Raw genomic sequence first — 16,132 nt, 5'->3', positions numbered from 1 at the left:
CACAGATGAGCACGCCGAATCCCGCACTACGCGAGTCCGCGACCTTCGACCGCCGGGTTATCGCCGAAATCCAGCGCGCCGCCGAAACCGGTATCTACGATATCCGTGGCTGGGGCGCCAAACGTCCACTACCGCACTTCGACGACCTGCTGTTCCTCGGCGCGTCCATGTCGCGCTACCCGCTCGAGGGTTACCGCGAACGCTGCGACACCGATATCGTGCTGGGTGATCGGCACGCAAAACACCCGCTGCACCTCGATATACCGATCACCATCGCGGGAATGAGTTTCGGTGCGCTGTCGGGCCGGGCGAAGGAAGCGCTCGGTCGCGGTGCCAGTGCGGTGGGCACTTCGACAACCACCGGTGACGGCGGTATGACGCCGGAGGAGCGCGGTCAGTCGAAGCACCTGGTCTACCAATACCTTCCGTCACGTTACGGAATGAACCCGGACGATCTCCGCAAGGCCGATGCCATCGAAATCGTCCTCGGTCAGGGCGCGAAGCCGGGCGGTGGCGGCATGCTACTGGGACAGAAGATCACCGACCGCGTCGCCGGAATGCGCACCCTGCCGCAGGGCGTCGACCAGCGATCGGCCTGCCGGCACCCGGACTGGACCGGGCCGGACGACCTCGCGATCAAGATCATCGAACTGCGTGAGATCACGCAGTGGGAGAAGCCGATCTACATCAAGGTCGGCGCCACCCGCACTTACTACGACGTCAAACTCGCGGTCAAGGCGGGCGCGGACGTAGTCGTCGTCGACGGTATGCAGGGCGGAACCGCGGCCACCCAGGACGTTTTCATCGAACACGTCGGCATCCCCACTCTCGCCGCCATCCCCCAGGCCGTACAGGCGCTGCAAGAAATGGATGTGCACCGCAAGGTGCAACTGATCGTTTCCGGCGGCATCCGCACTGGAGCGGACGTCGCGAAGGCGATGGCACTCGGTGCGGACGCCGTGGCCATCGGCACCGCTGCCCTGATCGCCCTGGGCGACAACAGCCCCCGTTACGCCGAGCAGTACGCCGAGCTCGGTTCGGCCGCAGGCTTCTACGACGATTTCCAAGAAGGCCGTGATCCTGCCGGAATCACGACGCAGGACTCGGAACTAGCGCAGCGCCTCGACCCTGTTGAAGGCGGGCGCAGGCTTGCCAACTATCTGCGAGTGCTCACCATGGAGGCGCAGACTCTGGCGCGGGCCTGCGGAAAATCGCATCTGCGCAATCTGGAGCCGGAAGACCTGGTCGCTCTGACATTGGAAGCCTCGGCCATGGCGCGAGTTCCGCTTGCAGGCACCAATTGGATTCCGGGATCACTCGCATGAGCGAAACACGCGATATCGCAGAGGTTTTCGATTCACTCTGGACGCCGATCCTGCATGTCGGCAGGCATGGAGGCACTAGCGGCTACCGACGTTACGCGTGGACCGATGCCGACCTCACCCTGAGGGAATGGTTCACCGGCTGCGCCGCAGACCGATCCATGGATGTCGAGGAAGACCGCAACGGCAATCTGTGGGCTTGGTGGCTGCCGCGCGGCTGGATCGGTGAACCGTTGGGCGCCTTCGTCACCGGATCGCATATGGATTCGGTGCCCGACGGCGGCGCCTACGACGGGCCCCTCGGGGTGGTGTCGGCGTTCGCCGCGGTGGATCTGCTGCGGGCACGAGGTATCGAACCTTCGATCCCCATCGCGGTGGTGGCATTCTCCGATGAGGAGGGAGCTCGATTCGGGGTCGCCTGTATCGGCTCGCAACTGACAACCGGCGCACTCGCACCGGATCGGGCGCTCAGCCTGCGCGACAGCGACGGCATCTCCCTGGCGGAAGCGCTCACCCGGGCGGGACGCAACCCCGAGCACCTCGGCGCCGACCCGGCCCTCGCCGATCGTGTAGGCGTTTTCGTCGAACTCCATATCGAACAGGGCCGTGCCCTCGATCTCATCGACCGGCCCCTGGCGATCGCGTCATCGATATGGCCGCACGGCCGTTGGGAATTCGAGTTCACCGGCGAAGCCAATCACGCCGGGGCGACCCGCCTGGTCGATCGGCACGACCCGATGCTGGCGTTCGCGTCGTCGGTCCAGGCTGCCCGCGAGGAAGCCACGAAACTCAATTCGGTGGCCACCTTCGGGAAGGTTCTGGTCGCACCGAACGGCACCAATGCGATCCCCTCGCAGGTGCGAGCCTGGCTCGACGCCCGCGCGGCGGACGAGGCCACCTTGCGCACCCTGGTCACCCGCATCGCCAACCAAGCCCGCAACTACGCGGAGGACGATGGGATCGGACTGGCGGTTCGTACCGAATCGACCAGTCCCATCGTAGATTTCCCGCTTGAACAGCGGACCAGGATCGTACGTGCCCTCGCACATCTCCGCGATATCCCGGTCCTGCCCACCGCGGCAGGTCACGATGCCGGGATCCTTTCCGAACACGTACCCACCGCAATGCTGTTCGTCCGCAATCCGACCGGCATCTCCCACTCCCCCGTCGAGTTCGCCGAATCCAACGACTGCCATGCCGGCGTCGCGGCACTCGCCGATGTCATGACGGAATGGGTGCGCCCACCAGCCTCGTCCAGAGCAACCACCCATTGAGCAGCACCATGTCCACGCCCATCCATATCACCGTCAGGCCTCGACTACGCCCGCGAGCTGCACGGCGCCGTGGGTTCCGTCCCAAAAGCGCGGCGCGGTTGATCCGCCGACGGATCGGCCGCGCCCGCCTTCGGCGGACCAGAGGTCACTGGCGGAGCTCCGACCGTATCCAGATCCATAATGATCGGCGGGACCTGTGCAATGTTGTGGTCGATCAAGTCGACGATCTTGCCGAGGTCGTCGTAGATGGCGCCCCAGATGCTTATCCGTTGTTCCTCACCGACCGCAAGGCCCGGCCCTCGGTGGCCACCAACGACCCCGACCCGGATACGGGACGGTCGCGGCTGTCCTACCGGCGTGCGGCCGAGTTGTTCGAGGCCCACACCAAGTCCTTCGACTGCGGCCCGTACACGCTGCACCAGCTACGGCATTCACGGCTCGCGCACGCCGCGGAGGAGGGGCATCGACGCCGGTGTTGATGAAGTTGTCCGGTCACAGCTCGGTGCGCAGCCTCGCGAAGTACGCCCGGGTGTCCGATGAGGGGCTGCGCCGTTATCAAGCCGACAGCGACCCGGCCGCGCGGCGGCGTCCGGGTCGCTGAGAGGCGTTCGATATCAGCAGCCATTCGGATAAGTCCGGGGTGCGTCTCGCTAGCTCGGGAGCACCTGCACACCGAGGGTGGTGGCGAGCACGATCGCTTGGTTCGGGTCGACGATCGCGCGGGTGACCGTGGTGTTCAAGGGGTCGAGGGCGGAGATGTCGCTGCCGCGTAGGTCGGCGCTGGTGAAGTCGGCTTTGCTGAGCCACGCACCGGAGAGATCGACATTACGGAAGGTGGCCTTTTGACAACGGGCGAACGTCAGGTCAGCTTCGCGCAAGCGGACGTCGTCGAAGGTGGTGTTGCGTAGGTCAGCGCCGGGTAGACCGATGAAGGACCAGTCGCCGCCGGTCACGGTGAGCAGGGTGAATGTGCATCGATCGAACATGCTGCCGGTGAGCTTGCAGGCGGTGAACTCGGTTTCGAAGAGCGTGCAGGCGGTGAAGGTGCAGTTCAGGAAGGCCGTGTTCGTGTGTGTGGATTGATTGAAACTTACATTGCGGAAGGCGCATTCGGTGAAAACCGTATTCCGCGTGACGGTTTCGCTCATATCGACATCGAGGAACTCGACGCGGGTGTGGTTGTCGCCGACTAGCTCACGCCTGTACCAGTCCGCGCCTCGGACGATGCTCTCGGTCGGTGCCGCGTGCTCACCCTCGCGGCGATCAGCCATGGAAGGTTCCCGCCCGGGTCATCGTGGGCGTCGAGGAAGCCGAGCCCATCGACAGACCGAACTGTCGGGATTCGCGCCTCACATCAGCGGCTCTCGATCGACCCGGACCACTGACAGCTCGCACGCGGCCGGACCGGCGAGCATGCGCAGCGCCGCATCCGAATTGCTGTCCGGCGCAGCGTGATAAACCACCAGCCGTTGGCCCGGCGCACTGTTCAGGGTGCATTGCGCCCAGGGAAACCACGCCCTGGCTGCGACGACGTGCGCCGAACAAGCTGGAAACCATATCGAAGAATTCTGACGGCCGAGAACCACTCATGTGTTCGTACCCCCGTGCATCGAATCTGCTCCGGCGACGGTGACAGCAGCGGAGTCGGCGCCGCACCCGAGACGCCCCAGCAGTGCGTCTTCCACCGTGCACAACGGGAATGAAGGGTCCTCCGCGGCAAGGGAGAGCCCGCCACGGATGGCGGCGATCAGCAAGATCTGGTCCCCTTCGGGGTCGGGAGAACCGATGTCGTGCAGCGCCTGCGCCACGGCCGCCAGGAGGTCGGCGGACTCGTCGTCAGCACCGGCCGCACGCAGCACCCGGCGCACCTGGGGATCGGCGAGCAGGGCCGCGGTCGCGCGGCCCTGCTCGACTTCCGCCGCGGTGGTGCCCAGCCCTCGGAGCGCGGAGCGGACCAGCAGTCGCAATCGAGCCTCCGGCCCGTCGTTTCGCTGTTCGGTCAGCGCTGCGCGGGTACGGTCGCGCCAGTGATCGGCGATGTCGATGAGCAGGCCGTTCTTGCTACCGAAGTAGTGCGAGGGGAGCCCGTCGGCTACGCCGGCCCTGGCGGCGATTTGGCGCAGGGTGGTGGCGTTGAAGCCTTGCTCGGCCATGAGCAGGATCGCGGCGGTGCGAATCCGGGTACGGGTGGCGGCCCGCGCTGTCGCCGCCGCCTCTGGCGTTCTGGGCATACGACCCTTCCTGCGCTTGAACGATGGTTCAACCCTATCCGATGCCTGAGCACTACCGACGTGTAGCTTGAACGACGGTTCAATTATGAGAGGTGAGGACATACATGAACGAGATCAACCGGTTCCGTATCGCGATCCCGCAGCACGACCTCGACGACTTGGCGACCCGACTCGCCACCACGCGTTGGCCCGAGGAATTGCCCGGCGTAGGCTGGGACTACGGGGTTCCGACGGCATACTTGCGCGAGTTGGCCGACTACTGGCGCACCTCCTACGACTAGCGGGCCGCAGAGACCGAACTCAACGCCCACCCCCAGTCCACCACCACCATCGACGGAACGAACGTGCACTTCCTGCATATTCGCTCGCCCGAGCCCTCGGCGATCCCGCTGATCCTCACCCATGGCTGGCCGGGATCGATCGTGGAATTCCTGGACCTCATCGGCCCGTTGACCGACCCCAGGGCACACGGCGCCGATCCTCGCGATGCTTTTCATGTCGTGATTCCCTCGCTCCCCGGCTTCGGATTCTCGGGTCCGACACCAGGGACGCAGTGGGATTACCGCCGCGTGGCCGGGGCATGGCTGGAACTGATGACCCGGCTGGGCTATGAGTGCTTCGGCGCCCAAGGCGGGGACTGGGGAGCGGGGATCTCCCGTGAGATGGGTGTCTTGGCCCCCGACAGCCTGCTGGGCATCCATCTCGCCGGCACCCCCACCTACCCGAGCGGTGATGCGGACGGACTCGATGATCTCGACGCCGCACGCCTGTTGACCTGGCAACGCCATCAGCAGGAGTCTTCCGGCTACATCGCCGTGCAAGCGACTCGCCCGCAGACCCTCGCCTACGGGCTCACCGATTCTCCGGTCGGCCAGCTCGCGTGGATTGTCGAGAAATTCCAGGAGTGGACCGACTCGACGGGGACACCGGACAGCGCGATCGATCGTGACCGGCTCTTGACCAACGTGATGATGTACTGGCTGACCGGCACCGCCGGATCCTCGGCCCGTCTGTACAAGGAATCCGCTCGCGTCTGGGCCGAGGTCGACGAGTCCGCCGTGCCGACCGGCATGGCGGTATTCGCCCACGACATCACCTTGCCCGTCCGTGCCTTCGTCGAGCGTTCGAACAACATCGTGCACTGGACCGAGTTCGAGCGTGGCGGCACTTCCCTGCCCTGGAGCAGCCCGGGCTGCTGACACAAGACATCCGAGCGTTCTTCGGCGCGCTCACTCACAGCTGAGTCGACGCTCCCAGGTCCCGCGCGTGCGCCCGGACCCGGGAGCGTCGTTCACCGAAACCGCGTGCGGTACAGGCGATGAACTCAGGTGGGTAGGAGGAGCACGTCCATCCACATTCACGCGATCGGTCGATACGTTTCGGAGATGACCTCGAAATCCCCGGTCCGACTGCGTGCCCTGGCGCCTGTACTGGCAGTGGTCGCCTGCGCGAACCCGACACCCACCGACCATGACAGAGCTGCGACCATCGGATCGTCGAACGTCTCCTACGTCGGCACATGGGCGACCGCCGACGACTATATCCGCCAACAACTGCGCGCCGATGGCCGCTACGACGAGGCCCGCGGCGACCGCACGAGTGCCTACACCGGCAGCTACATCGTCACCGGGACGAATATCGACTACGTCGATGACACCGGCTTCACCGCCGACGGCACCTTCGTCGACGCCGACACCCTCCGGCACGGTGGCTACACATTCCATCGGGAAAAGCTTTGAACACCGTCCGCTAGGCGGCTCTCCCCGGATGTGTCTGACGAGCGACTAGTTACATGTTTACTGCCATGGCTGTTTGTGGGCCATTTCCTGGCATCGGGCTTAATCTCTCCCGTCGGGTTGACGGCCGTCGTGAGACCAGCACGAACAATACGAAGAAGGTCAGGCAACCGTCGGCGACCGTGCCGAACAGCAGCAGGTGCCCCCGCTCACCGTCCCCGTTCAACTCCACAGGAAAGCTCTTCATCGGCAACCTCGACGCCCGTTGGGCACGATCGCAGGATTTCACGGGCACCTGCTGAGATAGCGGGCCGATGGCCGAGCATTCGACGTGACCGTCGCCGACCGGCGGTGCCCGGTCGGCTCCAGCAAGCCGCGACCGAGCCGTCAATGACGTCGCCGATGCCTACGTGGTCACCGTCGTACCGCGCAGTACGTTCACGGTCAGCGGTGCCAGCCCGACCAACATCGCCAACGAACCGATCACCATCCAGTTCTCGGTGCCTGCGAAAACGAGAATGAGCACGTTGCCGGCGATGATCGATCCGACCGACCAGCGAGGCACTACGTCAGCCCGAAACAGCGCGCATGCCAACACGATCAGACCCACGAACACAAGGATCGACAACGTCGTCGACACCATCAATACGCCCTGCACGGTCGTCAGGGCACGCACCATCGGCAAGACGTTGGGTGCCTGGTCCGCCGGCACATCAGCCAGCGCGGGGAAGGCCAGCCACGCACCCAACACTCCGATGAAATACACCGCGCCCACCGTGGTCAGCGCCGATCCGATCACCGCGTGCCATGGCGACGAACGGAACACGATGCTCGCCAGGTACAAAGCCGCCGCGATGAAGACGGGCATTGCCGCATACACGAAATAGTGTGGCAACAGCAGTGACCTGAACCCGCCGTCGGGACCCGTGATCGTCGCGACGAATTGTTCGGCCGACGACGACTTGCCGGAGCTGGTGTAGGGCGAGCTGAAGTCGAAGGTGAAGAAATCGCCGACGCTCAGGTAGTTGAGCGCCCAGCCGACCGCCACGCTCAGCGGAGCGAGCAGCAGCGACACACCTCCCACGATGCGCAGCGCGCGTCTCACCGCGGGCGCGTTCGGGCTTTCCATATCTTCCTCCTGCAAATCGAGTGGTTAAGACGGTTGCCCGCTATCGGACAGTTGTCTTGTAACGGAGTATCGTTTCGCGAAAGAATCCAGGTCAACCTACAAATCCGTCCTGCTGCGCACTACCGAACACTTGCGCGAAACTGTCCGACAATGGAGGTGCCGATGCGCGAAATTAAGACCGATCGGCGGTCGCAGCGCACCCGACGGCTGCTCGTGCAGGCCTTGGTCGACCTGATGCGCCGCAAGCCCTACCACTCGATCACCGTCGCAGAGATCGTCGACCGAGCCGACGTCGGCCGGTCCACCTTCTACGCGCATTTCACCGACAAGGACGACCTGCTCGTCGACGGGGTCCATCACCTGCTCGTCAGCCTCGAAACCGAGGCAGCGGAACCGACCCGCATCTACCCGACCCTTGGTCTGCTCCGCCACCTCGGCGCCCAAGCCGACCTCTATCGGGTGATGGCCAAAGACCGCGGCCTCATGCTGTTCCTCACCGCCCTGCAGGACGAGATAACCGAAACCCTCACTGCCCGACTCACCGCACGCGTCTCCACCGCCGCCCCTACCGTTGCCCCATCCCTGCTGGCCGCGATGGTCACCAGTATGCTGATCACCGCCATCCGAACCTGGATCGAAGGCGGGCTTGTCAGTTCCGCCGAAACCGTCGACCAGATGTTCCACACCCTTGCGGCCGCCGCGATCGAGGCGGGCATGCGCCCGATGAAAGGTTCGGCGATGTAAGACGGCATTAGTGGAGCCGTTCGTATGGCTATGAACAGACTGATCCATACCCGGTCGGCCGCACCAGCGCCCCCTTTGGCGGCAACATCCAGATCACCGCAGGATCGGCGGCGACCGGCCAGCATATGCCCATCGTGCTGCCTGAGGCGGCCGCCACATGTCGACTTCGAAGGTGAGATCGCGGTGGTGCTCGGTCACACCGTCAAGAACGTCGGAACGCACTCCGACGCATGGGCTTGTGCGGCCGGGCTGACGGTGCTCAACGATATCACTGCGCGTGATGTCCAACGGCTTGCCTACGCTGGGGATCTCGTCGCCTCCATCGGCGTCGCGAAGAGTTTCGATACCTTCAAACCCCTCGGGCCGTGTCTGGGTGACCGTCGACGAGTTCACCCAGCCGCTGGATCTTCGCAACCGCACCTGGGTGAACGGCGAGCTGCGGCAGGATGACCGGTCCGGCAACCTGCTCCACTCGATTCCCGAACTGATCTGCTACCTGTCGCGCTATCAGACGCTGGAGCCCGGTGACGTCTTCGCCACCGGGAGGCCCCGCGGTGCAGGGCAATTCACCGAGAGCTTCCTGCGCGCCGGCGACGTGGCTCAGGTCGAGGTCGAACAGATCGGCACCCTCGTGAACATGGTCGCCATGGCCTGAGAAGGCCACAGCTCTACCGACATGTATCTCAACGAGCGACGAGATAGGCCTGCCAGCCAGGTCCCGCCTCGTCGCTCCTCCACGATCGCACCAGCACACCGGCTTGCTCGAACAGTGTTGTAGACAGATTCTCTGGATCGGCCCATATCCATTCGGGGAATACCTCGGGCTCGCCGGGACCAGCGGGGATTCCACCGCTTCGCGCATGCACCCCCGAACACCACACCACCCTGACGTTGTCCATCCACCGCGACCACAAAGGTGGTCACCTTGGTCAGATCGGCCAGCCCGGATTCCTCGAGGGTCTCACGGACAGAGCATCCTCGGCACTCTCGCCGTACTCCGAGATGGCCGCCCGGCAGGCACCACCTCGGTGGTTCGGTCGGCTTGGTGCGGCGTCCGAGCAGGATATGCCCGTCGGACCGTTCGACGATCACTCCCACTCCGACCACCGGGAGGCCTTCCCGAACTCCCATGCGTTCTCCTCGTTCTCAACGGCTTCCGTTCCGAAGCGAACTCCACATGGAGCTATGCCGGGCCTATCGGGCGCTTTGCCGGCCGATATTCCCCCAACCGATGTGCGACCTCGGCTCGGTAGCGCGCAATATTGTCCAGTTTGATCGATTCGTAGCCTCGCACCATATCCGGAAGGGCGGCGATCTCCACTGCCAGGGAATGATTTTCGGGTCGTAGATCTGCCAGGAGTCGCTCGAGCAGCGCTCGGTATTCCACGATGAGGGCACGCTCCTGTCTGCGGACGCCAGCCGCGCCGAAGGGGTCGAGCCGAGTGCCGCGGAGCCGGCGCATGCTCAACAGAACCCGATAGACCGGGCGGAACCATGGTCCGAGTTCCAGTTTGCTCTTCATACCCAACGCCCGCAGGATCGGCGGGTGCAGCCGGTAGGACACCCGCGCACCCGGGCCGAATTCGGCGGCGACCGCTGCGTGCATCGCCGGGTCGAGCGACAGCCTCGCCACCTCGTACTCGTCCTTGTAGGCCATGAGCTTGTAGAGGTGGCGCGCAACAGATTCCGTCAGCGCCGTCGCACCGATGACCGACCGGGATTCCACGCTCCGGACATGCTCAACGAACTCGACGTACTGTTCGGCATAGGCGATGCTCTGGTACTCGACGAGATCCGGCACCCGGACAGTGAGCAACCGCGCCAATTCCGTGTCCGCATCGCCCGCCGCGACAACGACAAGCTCACGAATTCTGCTCGGGAGAGGTCGATTCCGATCCACCGCGCCATGCTGTCCCGCCACCACCTCCGCGAACGCCGACGGATCCGCCACCGCCATACGGCCGCACCGGAATGCCGCGATATTCGCGGCGACTTCGACACCGTTCAGGGTGATCGCGTCCTCGATGACGGACGGGGCCAGCGGCAGGGCTCCGGTCTGCACGGCCGCACCGACGAGCAGTAGGTTGGCGTATTGGTCGGCTCCGAACAACACGGTTGCCGCCCGGCGAGCATCGAGGAAGACCGCGTCCCGGGTCGCCGAACGCAACTTGCTCTCGACTGGCCCCCGTGCGGGAAATTCCACGGTGGGGTCGGTCACCATCTGCCCCGTCGGGACTTCACTGGTTGAGATGACGGCCGTGGTGCGTTCCGGGTGCGTCGCAACGAGATATCTATCGTCTGCGGCAACGAGGAGATCGCAGCCGAGGTAGAGGTCGCACTCCTCGTCGACGGCCTTGCTCGCTTGCTCCAGTGGCACGGACGTGATCTTGATGTCCGATACAACCGCACCACCCTTCTGCGCGAGCCCGGTCTGGTCGAGCGCACGCACCTGCAGCCCCGACAGAGCAGCCGCAGTGCTGAGTAGCTGCGCCACAGTCACCACGCCGGTTCCGCCGACCCCAGTGATCCGCGTGGTGTGTGTACCTTCGAAACCGATGCGGGGCTGCGGAATCGTGGTGACATCGATGGAAGGAACCACGGCTCCACGTGGCTTCTTTCCCACCGGAATGACGGTCAGAAACGACGGACAGTCCCCGGCCAGACACGAGAAGTCTTTGTTGCACGAGGACTGATCGATCTTGGTCTTGCGCCCGAACTCGGTGGAGACTGGTTGTACAGAAAGGCAATTCGACTTCTGGCCGCAATCACCGCATCCCTCGCATACCCGCTCGTTGATCATCACATGCTGCGCAGGTTCGGGCGCCAGCCCGCGCTTGCGTTTACGGCGTAGCTCCGTGGCGCACTCCTGATCGTGGATGAGGAGGGTGGCGCCCTTGGTCGTTGCCAGCACCTCCTGTGCCTCGATCAACCTGTCACGCGACCATACCTGGACTCCTCTGGGCAGTTTCGTCTTGCGATATCGACCCACGTCGTCGGCGGTGATGATGATCCGGGCGATGCCTTCGGCGGTCATCGCCTCGCAGATAGCAGGGATCGACATCGCGCCGACTGCTTGCTGGCCCCCGGTCATCGCCACCGCGGAGTTGTAGAGCAGTTTGTAGGTGATGTCGACGCCCGCGGCAATGGCGGCCCGGATCGCCAGGCTCCCGGAGTGGTGAAAGGTACCGTCGCCGAGGTTCTGGATGAGGTGGTCGCGTTCGAGGAACGGCGCCATACCGATCCATTGCGCACCTTCACCACCCATTTGCGTCATTCCGGCAACATCGCCGACATGAGCGGCATCCATCATCGTGACCATCGAGTGGCAGCCGATTCCGGCGCCTACGGTCGCTCCGGCGGGGACCTTGGTCGAAATGTTGTGTGGGCAACCAGAACAGAAGTATGGGGTGCGGGTCACCAAGGGTAGAGAAATCGGCCCACGTCGAGGTCGGGCGCGTGCGAGCCACGCGTCGACACTGGCGAAACCGCCGATTCGGGACATTCGCGATGCCAGTCCGGCAGCGACGACGTCCGGATCCAGCTCGCCGTCGAGCGGGAAGAGAGTAGTGCCACCTGGCATGCGCTTGCCGGTTACTGCCGGCGCACCATCGAGCCCATACAGCAGGTCCTTGACCGCTGTCTCGATGAATGGCCGCTTCTCCTCGACCACGATGATCTCGGTCAAACCGTCGGCGAAGGTCTCGATGATCGACGGTTCGAGCGGATGGATCATCCCGAGTTGCAGCAGCCGGAGATCGGACCTCGCGAGTTCCTCCTCGTCGAACCCGAGTGTGCGCAGCGCTTGGCGGACATCGAGAAACGTCTTGCCGGCGGCGATGATTCCCACACGATCTCCGGTGCCATGACACGTCATGCGGTTCAGGTCGTTGATCGCCGCGTAGCGCCGGGCGAGTTCGAGACGAGCACCGTCTCGGCTGCGTTCCAGTGCGCCGAGGGTCGGCGGGACCATATGTGCGGTCACCTCGTGCCGGTACTCGCTGCCGTCCACGACGAGATCGGGCAGCACGGGCTGGACTCGATCGGCATCCAGTACAACGGTGCCGGACCCGTCCGCGACATTCGTGACCACCTTCATGGCTACCCATAGCCCGCACGCCCGCGACAGCGCGATCCCGTGCAGACCAAACTCCAGAGCCTGCTGTGGATCTGCCGGATAGAGGATCGGCAGCCCGAGATCGGCGAGCAGCAATTCCGAGGCTCCGGGCACGGAGGAAGATTTCGCTGCCGGATCGTCGCCGACGAGTGCCAGCACCCCGCCTACCGCGTGGGTTCCCATAATGTTGCTGTGGCGGATAGCATCGGACGCGCGATCCAGACCCGGCGATTTTCCGTACCAGATTGCGCTGATGCCGTCGACTCGCTTGTCGGGCTGCATCGCCGCAAGCTGTGTCCCCTGCACCGCTGTCGCGGCGAGCTCTTCGTTCACGCCCGGCCGGAACACGATGTCGTGGTCTGCGAGCAGCGTTGCGTTCCTCGCCAGCTCGGTGTCATAGCCGGCCAGCGGTGAGCCTTCGTAGCCGGAGATGAAGCAGGCGGTATGGCGCCCGGCGCGTTCGTCTGCCCGTCGCACATCCAGCGGCAGCCGGACGAGCGCTTGAATTCCTGTGAGGTGGACCGTACCGCGTTCCGCGACATAGCGACCCGAGGGAGACAATGGTGCTTCTCGATCGATCACAGTGCACTCGTCCTCACCAGCGCCACATCGAGCGCGCGCGCCAGGTCGTCGTCCGGATGCACCGATGCCTCTGCCGAATACCAGGCCACATGCCCATCAGGACGCACCAGAACCGCACCGGCAGCGGAGAGTCCGCAGGTGGCCGCGCCTTCGAATTCGAAATCCCGCCCAGCCACAAATGCTCGAGCGGGCACCGCCCCAGCCACCTCGGCCAAGGCGTGGGCCCAGCCGATCCCATCGCATCCGGCGATAAGAGTGAACCCGGGCTGCACCAAATCCAGCGTCGAAATTCGGGTGCCCTCTTTGATTATCCAACCGTGCGGCAGTCGACCGCCGGGCACCGCGTGGGTGATCGGGTCCACCGACAGGTCCGATTCATTCCGCGCCGCATAGGTATAGCCGATCTCGAGCTCGAGATGGTCGAAGTGCGGACGCTGTTCGGGCACTGCCGCGCCCAGACGAACCCGCTCGGCCGCAGCCACGGCCGGATCCGAACTTTCAAGGCGCGCAGCTACTTCGATCGTATTGGGCCCGATCCCGGCGTCGGCCATCTTGACCGCGTTGGCGATACTGCTCTGCGCGTTAGCCAGGGCAACCGGACGACGCTCGGCGCAATAGGTGTCGAGGAGGCCTTCAGGGGCCCAGCCATTGAGCACCGCCGCCAGCTTCCAACTGAGATTGTCCGCGTCGACAAGTCCGGTGTTCATCCCCAGACCGCCGGTGGGCGGGAACTGGTGCGCCGAATCGCCGGCCAGGAACACGCGGCCCTTCCGGTATTGCGTGGCCGTGCTCGCTCCCAGCACCCAACTGCCTACCGACCGAACTTCCACCTCGAGCTCGGGAGCGCCGACAGCGGCCCTGATCAGCTCGACACAGCGTTTCGGAGTGTAGTCGGCAACCGTTTCCAAAGCGGGGTCGTAGCCGATGTTGAAGGTCCAGCGATTCGCGCCCATACGGATGATCACGCCGGGACAGCCGGTATTGAGCACCCAGAACAACAGTGCGGGATCCGTGTCCGTCCACCGCGTCAGATCGGCGTGAAAGTACACATTGATCTGCCTGCCGAACTCGGGGATACCCTCGACCTTGATACCCAGCGCCCGGCGGATCGATCCGGCGGCGCCCTCCGCGATCACGAGATAGTCCGCCCGGAGTTGCTCGGTGCCACCGCCTGTTCCGACCGAGATGGTCACCGCATCACCGTGATCGTCGACCTCGGTCACCCGAGCGCCGAATCGAACGGTGGCCACGCCCTGGTCCCGCACCGCGTCGAGCAATCGCTGCTGTACACGGTCCTGCGCACACGAGGAGATGGTTACCGGTGAGGAATCCAATCGCCGGGAAAGTTGCTCCGGCGGCGAGTCCGCGAGGTCGATACGACCGAATTCCTCGCCCGCTACGGTGTGCTTCCAGACAAAGCTCAGTCCGCAGGTCAGATCGACCGCATCAGAGACGATCCCGTCGATGACACCCCAATTGCGAAGCAGCTCCATGGATCTGGTATTGACGACGTGCGCTCGCGGATGTGGATTGATGCCGTCGAACTGTTCGTACACCACACTGCGAACCCCATGCATACCGAGGACATACGCGGTGGCCAATCCAACCGGTCCCGCCCCGACGATGACGACCGGAATTTGTTCTTCGAGATTCACGGCCGCTTCACCAGTTCCGCGACCGGTTCGCCCGATTCGAACCGGGAGATCAGCTCTTCGGGATCGAAGTCGACTCCAATGGGATTGGTGACGAACGCATCGGACTCGAGGAATGCCTGTATCTCGGCTTCGGTTGCGAAACTGTCGATCTGCAGTTCGATCTGGTTGCCGTCCGGGTCCTGGTAGTACATCGACATCGTCGGTCCATGGTTCACGCACCAGAAAGGTTCGAGTGCATCGGTTTTCAGCCGACGATAGGTGCCGAGCAGGCCGCCGAGCGATTCATAGGTGAAGGCGACGTGGTGCAGGCCCGTGTGCACATCGTCCGGCCGCTCTGAGGCGCCGGTCGCAATGAAGGCGACGCGGTGATGCTCGTCGTCGTAGGTCATGAAGGCCAGCATGTTGTTGGCGAAAGCGACGCGGCCCTCGAGGACGCGCACGTACCAGTCGGTCATTTCCTGAAGCCGGCCAGTTCGCAAGACAACGTGCGCGAGTTTGACTGGTGACGCCATCGTTGGCACCTCCGAGTAGTGAGATCAAATCTCTTGACTGTGACTCAAGACAGTGTAGGCGTCCTCATGATTGCCAGTCAAGAGATCGGGCGATATCGATTCCACAGGAGGTCGATCGAAGACGAAAAGAAGTCCACGCTCAGAGGAAACCCCGTGCGCTACAGGCGATCTCGGCGCACGCAAGCCGTCAGCGGCGCACCTTCACAGCCGCCGTGGCCACCAACGAGTCGGTGAGCAGGTCGATCAGGTCGCCGGTCGGCCGATCCAGGCGGCGCATACTGACGAGAGCTCCCTCGAAGAGCACATGCGCGATGTCGGCGATCAACTCCACATCCGCACCCTTGGGTAGGCGATTGGCGATTACCGCGAACAGCCGCTGCTCCAGCCAACGCTGAATCTCGTCATATGCGGCACGAACGGACTCGGATTCCCCCATCCGTTCATAGGCCTCGCGATGCAGCGCCCGATAGGGCTGGACGGCATCCAACAGCCCGACCAACTCGTCGCGCGGATTGCCGGCGATCTGAGGATCCGCCTCGATTCGATCGCGGGCCGTCGCGAATATTGATGTGACCGCTGCGGCGAACAGGTCATCCTTGGTCGGGAAGTACCAGTGGACCGCCGAGGAGGCGAGCCCCGCGGCGCGCCCGACCGCGGCCACACTCGTCCCCCGATAGCCGTTTGCCGCGAAGAGTTCCACCGCGTGTTCGATAACGGCCGCCTCGCGCTCCGCCTTCGGGATCTGCTGTCGGTTCCTGGGCATAGCGCGAGCTTACTGCGCCGGCAGCCACCTCTTGACCGCGAGTCGAGTACGCTCTTAACTATCAATCAAG

17 protein-coding genes and 1 pseudogene are annotated in these 16,132 nt (G+C 64.2%); 10 read left to right on the top strand and 8 right to left on the bottom strand.

Going from position 1 to position 16,132, the window contains the following annotated elements; all coding sequences use genetic code 11:
* The first annotated feature begins 5 nt into the window (after nucleotides 1-5).
* The 4 genes from ON19_RS14940 to ON19_RS43760 all read left to right on the top strand — a co-directional run bounded on the left by ON19_RS14940 (nucleotide 6) and on the right by ON19_RS43760 (nucleotide 3,197).
* Entirely contained in the window at nucleotides 6-1,325 is a 1,320-nt protein-coding gene (locus tag ON19_RS14940; RefSeq protein ID WP_043691806.1) for an FMN-binding glutamate synthase family protein, read from the top strand.
* Nucleotides 1,322-2,596, top strand: coding sequence for an allantoate amidohydrolase (locus tag ON19_RS14935; protein WP_043691803.1), 1,275 nt, complete (start codon nucleotides 1,322-1,324; stop codon nucleotides 2,594-2,596). The genes ON19_RS14940 and ON19_RS14935 overlap by 4 nt, the downstream gene beginning before the upstream one ends.
* Nucleotides 2,597-2,802: 206 nt before the next feature.
* Nucleotides 2,803-3,075, top strand: a complete 273-nt coding sequence (locus ON19_RS43765; protein ID WP_227954848.1) for a hypothetical protein — start codon at nucleotides 2,803-2,805, stop codon at nucleotides 3,073-3,075.
* Complete coding sequence (locus tag ON19_RS43760; RefSeq protein ID WP_255218387.1) at nucleotides 3,075-3,197, top strand: hypothetical protein; 123 nt, start codon at nucleotides 3,075-3,077, stop codon at nucleotides 3,195-3,197. Before ON19_RS43765 ends, ON19_RS43760 begins: the two co-directional genes overlap by 1 nt.
* 49 nt (nucleotides 3,198-3,246) lie before the next feature.
* On the opposite strand, the gene ON19_RS14925 is transcribed toward ON19_RS43760, so the two are convergent.
* Together ON19_RS14925 and ON19_RS38920 are read right to left on the bottom strand one after the other, a co-directional pair.
* Nucleotides 3,247-3,867: a pentapeptide repeat-containing protein gene (locus ON19_RS14925; RefSeq protein WP_043691799.1), complete on the bottom strand. Its 621-nt coding sequence runs from the start codon at nucleotides 3,865-3,867 to the stop codon at nucleotides 3,247-3,249.
* 315 nt (nucleotides 3,868-4,182) lie between these two features.
* Nucleotides 4,183-4,827 (bottom strand): TetR/AcrR family transcriptional regulator, encoded by a 645-nt coding sequence (locus ON19_RS38920; protein ID WP_051168892.1) that lies wholly within the window; start codon nucleotides 4,825-4,827, stop codon nucleotides 4,183-4,185.
* Nucleotides 4,828-4,931: 104 nt separating this feature from the next.
* Between ON19_RS38920 and ON19_RS44520 the strand changes: the two are divergent.
* From ON19_RS44520 to ON19_RS14905, 3 genes and pseudogenes are all read left to right on the top strand, one after another.
* A pseudogene (locus tag ON19_RS44520) lies at nucleotides 4,932-5,198 on the top strand (epoxide hydrolase N-terminal domain-containing protein); the annotation flags it as partial.
* On the top strand, nucleotides 5,172-6,026 hold the full coding sequence (locus tag ON19_RS14910; RefSeq protein ID WP_306307045.1) for an alpha/beta fold hydrolase: 855 nt from the start codon (nucleotides 5,172-5,174) through the stop codon (nucleotides 6,024-6,026). The pseudogene ON19_RS44520 and the gene ON19_RS14910, both read left to right, overlap by 27 nt.
* Before the next feature lie 186 nt (nucleotides 6,027-6,212).
* Nucleotides 6,213-6,566 (top strand): Atu4866 domain-containing protein, encoded by a 354-nt coding sequence (locus ON19_RS14905; protein ID WP_051168891.1) that lies wholly within the window; start codon nucleotides 6,213-6,215, stop codon nucleotides 6,564-6,566.
* Between the two features lie 403 nt (nucleotides 6,567-6,969).
* Here ON19_RS14905 and ON19_RS14900 read toward each other — a convergent pair whose 3' ends face one another.
* On the bottom strand, nucleotides 6,970-7,692 hold the full coding sequence (locus ON19_RS14900) for a hypothetical protein (protein WP_043691792.1): 723 nt from the start codon (nucleotides 7,690-7,692) through the stop codon (nucleotides 6,970-6,972).
* 150 nt (nucleotides 7,693-7,842) lie between these two features.
* On the opposite strand from ON19_RS14900, the gene ON19_RS41345 reads away from it, so the two are divergent.
* From ON19_RS41345 to ON19_RS43750, 3 genes are read left to right on the top strand one after another with little or no spacing between them, the layout of a single operon-like run.
* The gene (locus ON19_RS41345; protein ID WP_051168890.1) at nucleotides 7,843-8,436 is read left to right on the top strand and encodes a TetR/AcrR family transcriptional regulator; all 594 of its coding nucleotides are present in this window, start codon (nucleotides 7,843-7,845) and stop codon (nucleotides 8,434-8,436) included.
* Between the two features lie 24 nt (nucleotides 8,437-8,460).
* Nucleotides 8,461-8,886: a fumarylacetoacetate hydrolase family protein gene (locus ON19_RS43755; protein WP_306307044.1), complete on the top strand. Its 426-nt coding sequence runs from the start codon at nucleotides 8,461-8,463 to the stop codon at nucleotides 8,884-8,886.
* Nucleotides 8,810-9,091, top strand: coding sequence for a fumarylacetoacetate hydrolase family protein (locus tag ON19_RS43750; RefSeq protein WP_051168889.1), 282 nt, complete (start codon nucleotides 8,810-8,812; stop codon nucleotides 9,089-9,091). Before ON19_RS43755 ends, ON19_RS43750 begins: the two co-directional genes overlap by 77 nt.
* On the opposite strand, the gene ON19_RS44680 is transcribed toward ON19_RS43750, so the two are convergent.
* The 5 genes from ON19_RS44680 to ON19_RS14870 form a co-directional block, all read right to left on the bottom strand.
* Complete coding sequence (locus tag ON19_RS44680) at nucleotides 9,037-9,567, bottom strand: NUDIX domain-containing protein (protein ID WP_083899384.1); 531 nt, start codon at nucleotides 9,565-9,567, stop codon at nucleotides 9,037-9,039. The two genes, ON19_RS43750 and ON19_RS44680, sit on opposite strands and share 55 nt — an antisense overlap.
* Nucleotides 9,568-9,619: 52 nt before the next feature.
* The gene (locus ON19_RS14885; protein WP_227954849.1) at nucleotides 9,620-13,132 is read right to left on the bottom strand and encodes an indolepyruvate ferredoxin oxidoreductase family protein; all 3,513 of its coding nucleotides are present in this window, start codon (nucleotides 13,130-13,132) and stop codon (nucleotides 9,620-9,622) included.
* Nucleotides 13,129-14,787: an FAD-dependent monooxygenase gene (locus tag ON19_RS14880; protein WP_043691789.1), complete on the bottom strand. Its 1,659-nt coding sequence runs from the start codon at nucleotides 14,785-14,787 to the stop codon at nucleotides 13,129-13,131. The genes ON19_RS14885 and ON19_RS14880 overlap by 4 nt, the downstream gene beginning before the upstream one ends.
* Nucleotides 14,784-15,299 (bottom strand): VOC family protein, encoded by a 516-nt coding sequence (locus tag ON19_RS14875; protein WP_043691786.1) that lies wholly within the window; start codon nucleotides 15,297-15,299, stop codon nucleotides 14,784-14,786. Before ON19_RS14875 ends, ON19_RS14880 begins: the two co-directional genes overlap by 4 nt.
* Nucleotides 15,300-15,486: 187 nt before the next feature.
* A complete protein-coding gene (locus ON19_RS14870) occupies nucleotides 15,487-15,999 on the bottom strand; it encodes a TetR/AcrR family transcriptional regulator (protein ID WP_043691933.1) in 513 nt (170 codons plus the stop codon).
* Nucleotides 16,000-16,132: the final 133 nt, after the last annotated feature.

This window comes from Nocardia abscessus NBRC 100374 (genome assembly GCF_000308455.1).
Taxonomy (GTDB): domain Bacteria; phylum Actinomycetota; class Actinomycetes; order Mycobacteriales; family Mycobacteriaceae; genus Nocardia; species Nocardia abscessus.
The sequence above is the reverse complement of the archived record's forward strand: the minus strand, read 5'-3'. Positions and strand labels throughout refer to the sequence as shown.

Bases quoted from the DNA above. Each gene is read 5' to 3' on its own strand.
- ON19_RS14940 (WP_043691806.1), top strand. From the start codon at position 6: ATGAGCACGCCGAATCCCGCACTACGCGAGTCCGCGACCTTCGACCGC.
- ON19_RS14935 (WP_043691803.1), top strand. From the start codon at position 1,322: ATGAGCGAAACACGCGATATCGCAGAGGTTTTCGATTCACTCTGGACG.
- ON19_RS43760 (WP_255218387.1), top strand. From the start codon at position 3,075: ATGAAGTTGTCCGGTCACAGCTCGGTGCGCAGCCTCGCGAAGTACGCC.
- ON19_RS14925 (WP_043691799.1), bottom strand. From the start codon at position 3,867: ATGGCTGATCGCCGCGAGGGTGAGCACGCGGCACCGACCGAGAGCATC.
- ON19_RS38920 (WP_051168892.1), bottom strand. From the start codon at position 4,827: ATGCCCAGAACGCCAGAGGCGGCGGCGACAGCGCGGGCCGCCACCCGT.
- ON19_RS14905 (WP_051168891.1), top strand. From the start codon at position 6,213: ATGACCTCGAAATCCCCGGTCCGACTGCGTGCCCTGGCGCCTGTACTG.
- ON19_RS14900 (WP_043691792.1), bottom strand. From the start codon at position 7,692: ATGGAAAGCCCGAACGCGCCCGCGGTGAGACGCGCGCTGCGCATCGTG.
- ON19_RS41345 (WP_051168890.1), top strand. From the start codon at position 7,843: ATGGAGGTGCCGATGCGCGAAATTAAGACCGATCGGCGGTCGCAGCGC.
- ON19_RS43755 (WP_306307044.1), top strand. From the start codon at position 8,461: ATGGCTATGAACAGACTGATCCATACCCGGTCGGCCGCACCAGCGCCC.
- ON19_RS44680 (WP_083899384.1), bottom strand. From the start codon at position 9,567: ATGGGAGTTCGGGAAGGCCTCCCGGTGGTCGGAGTGGGAGTGATCGTC.
- ON19_RS14875 (WP_043691786.1), bottom strand. From the start codon at position 15,299: ATGGCGTCACCAGTCAAACTCGCGCACGTTGTCTTGCGAACTGGCCGG.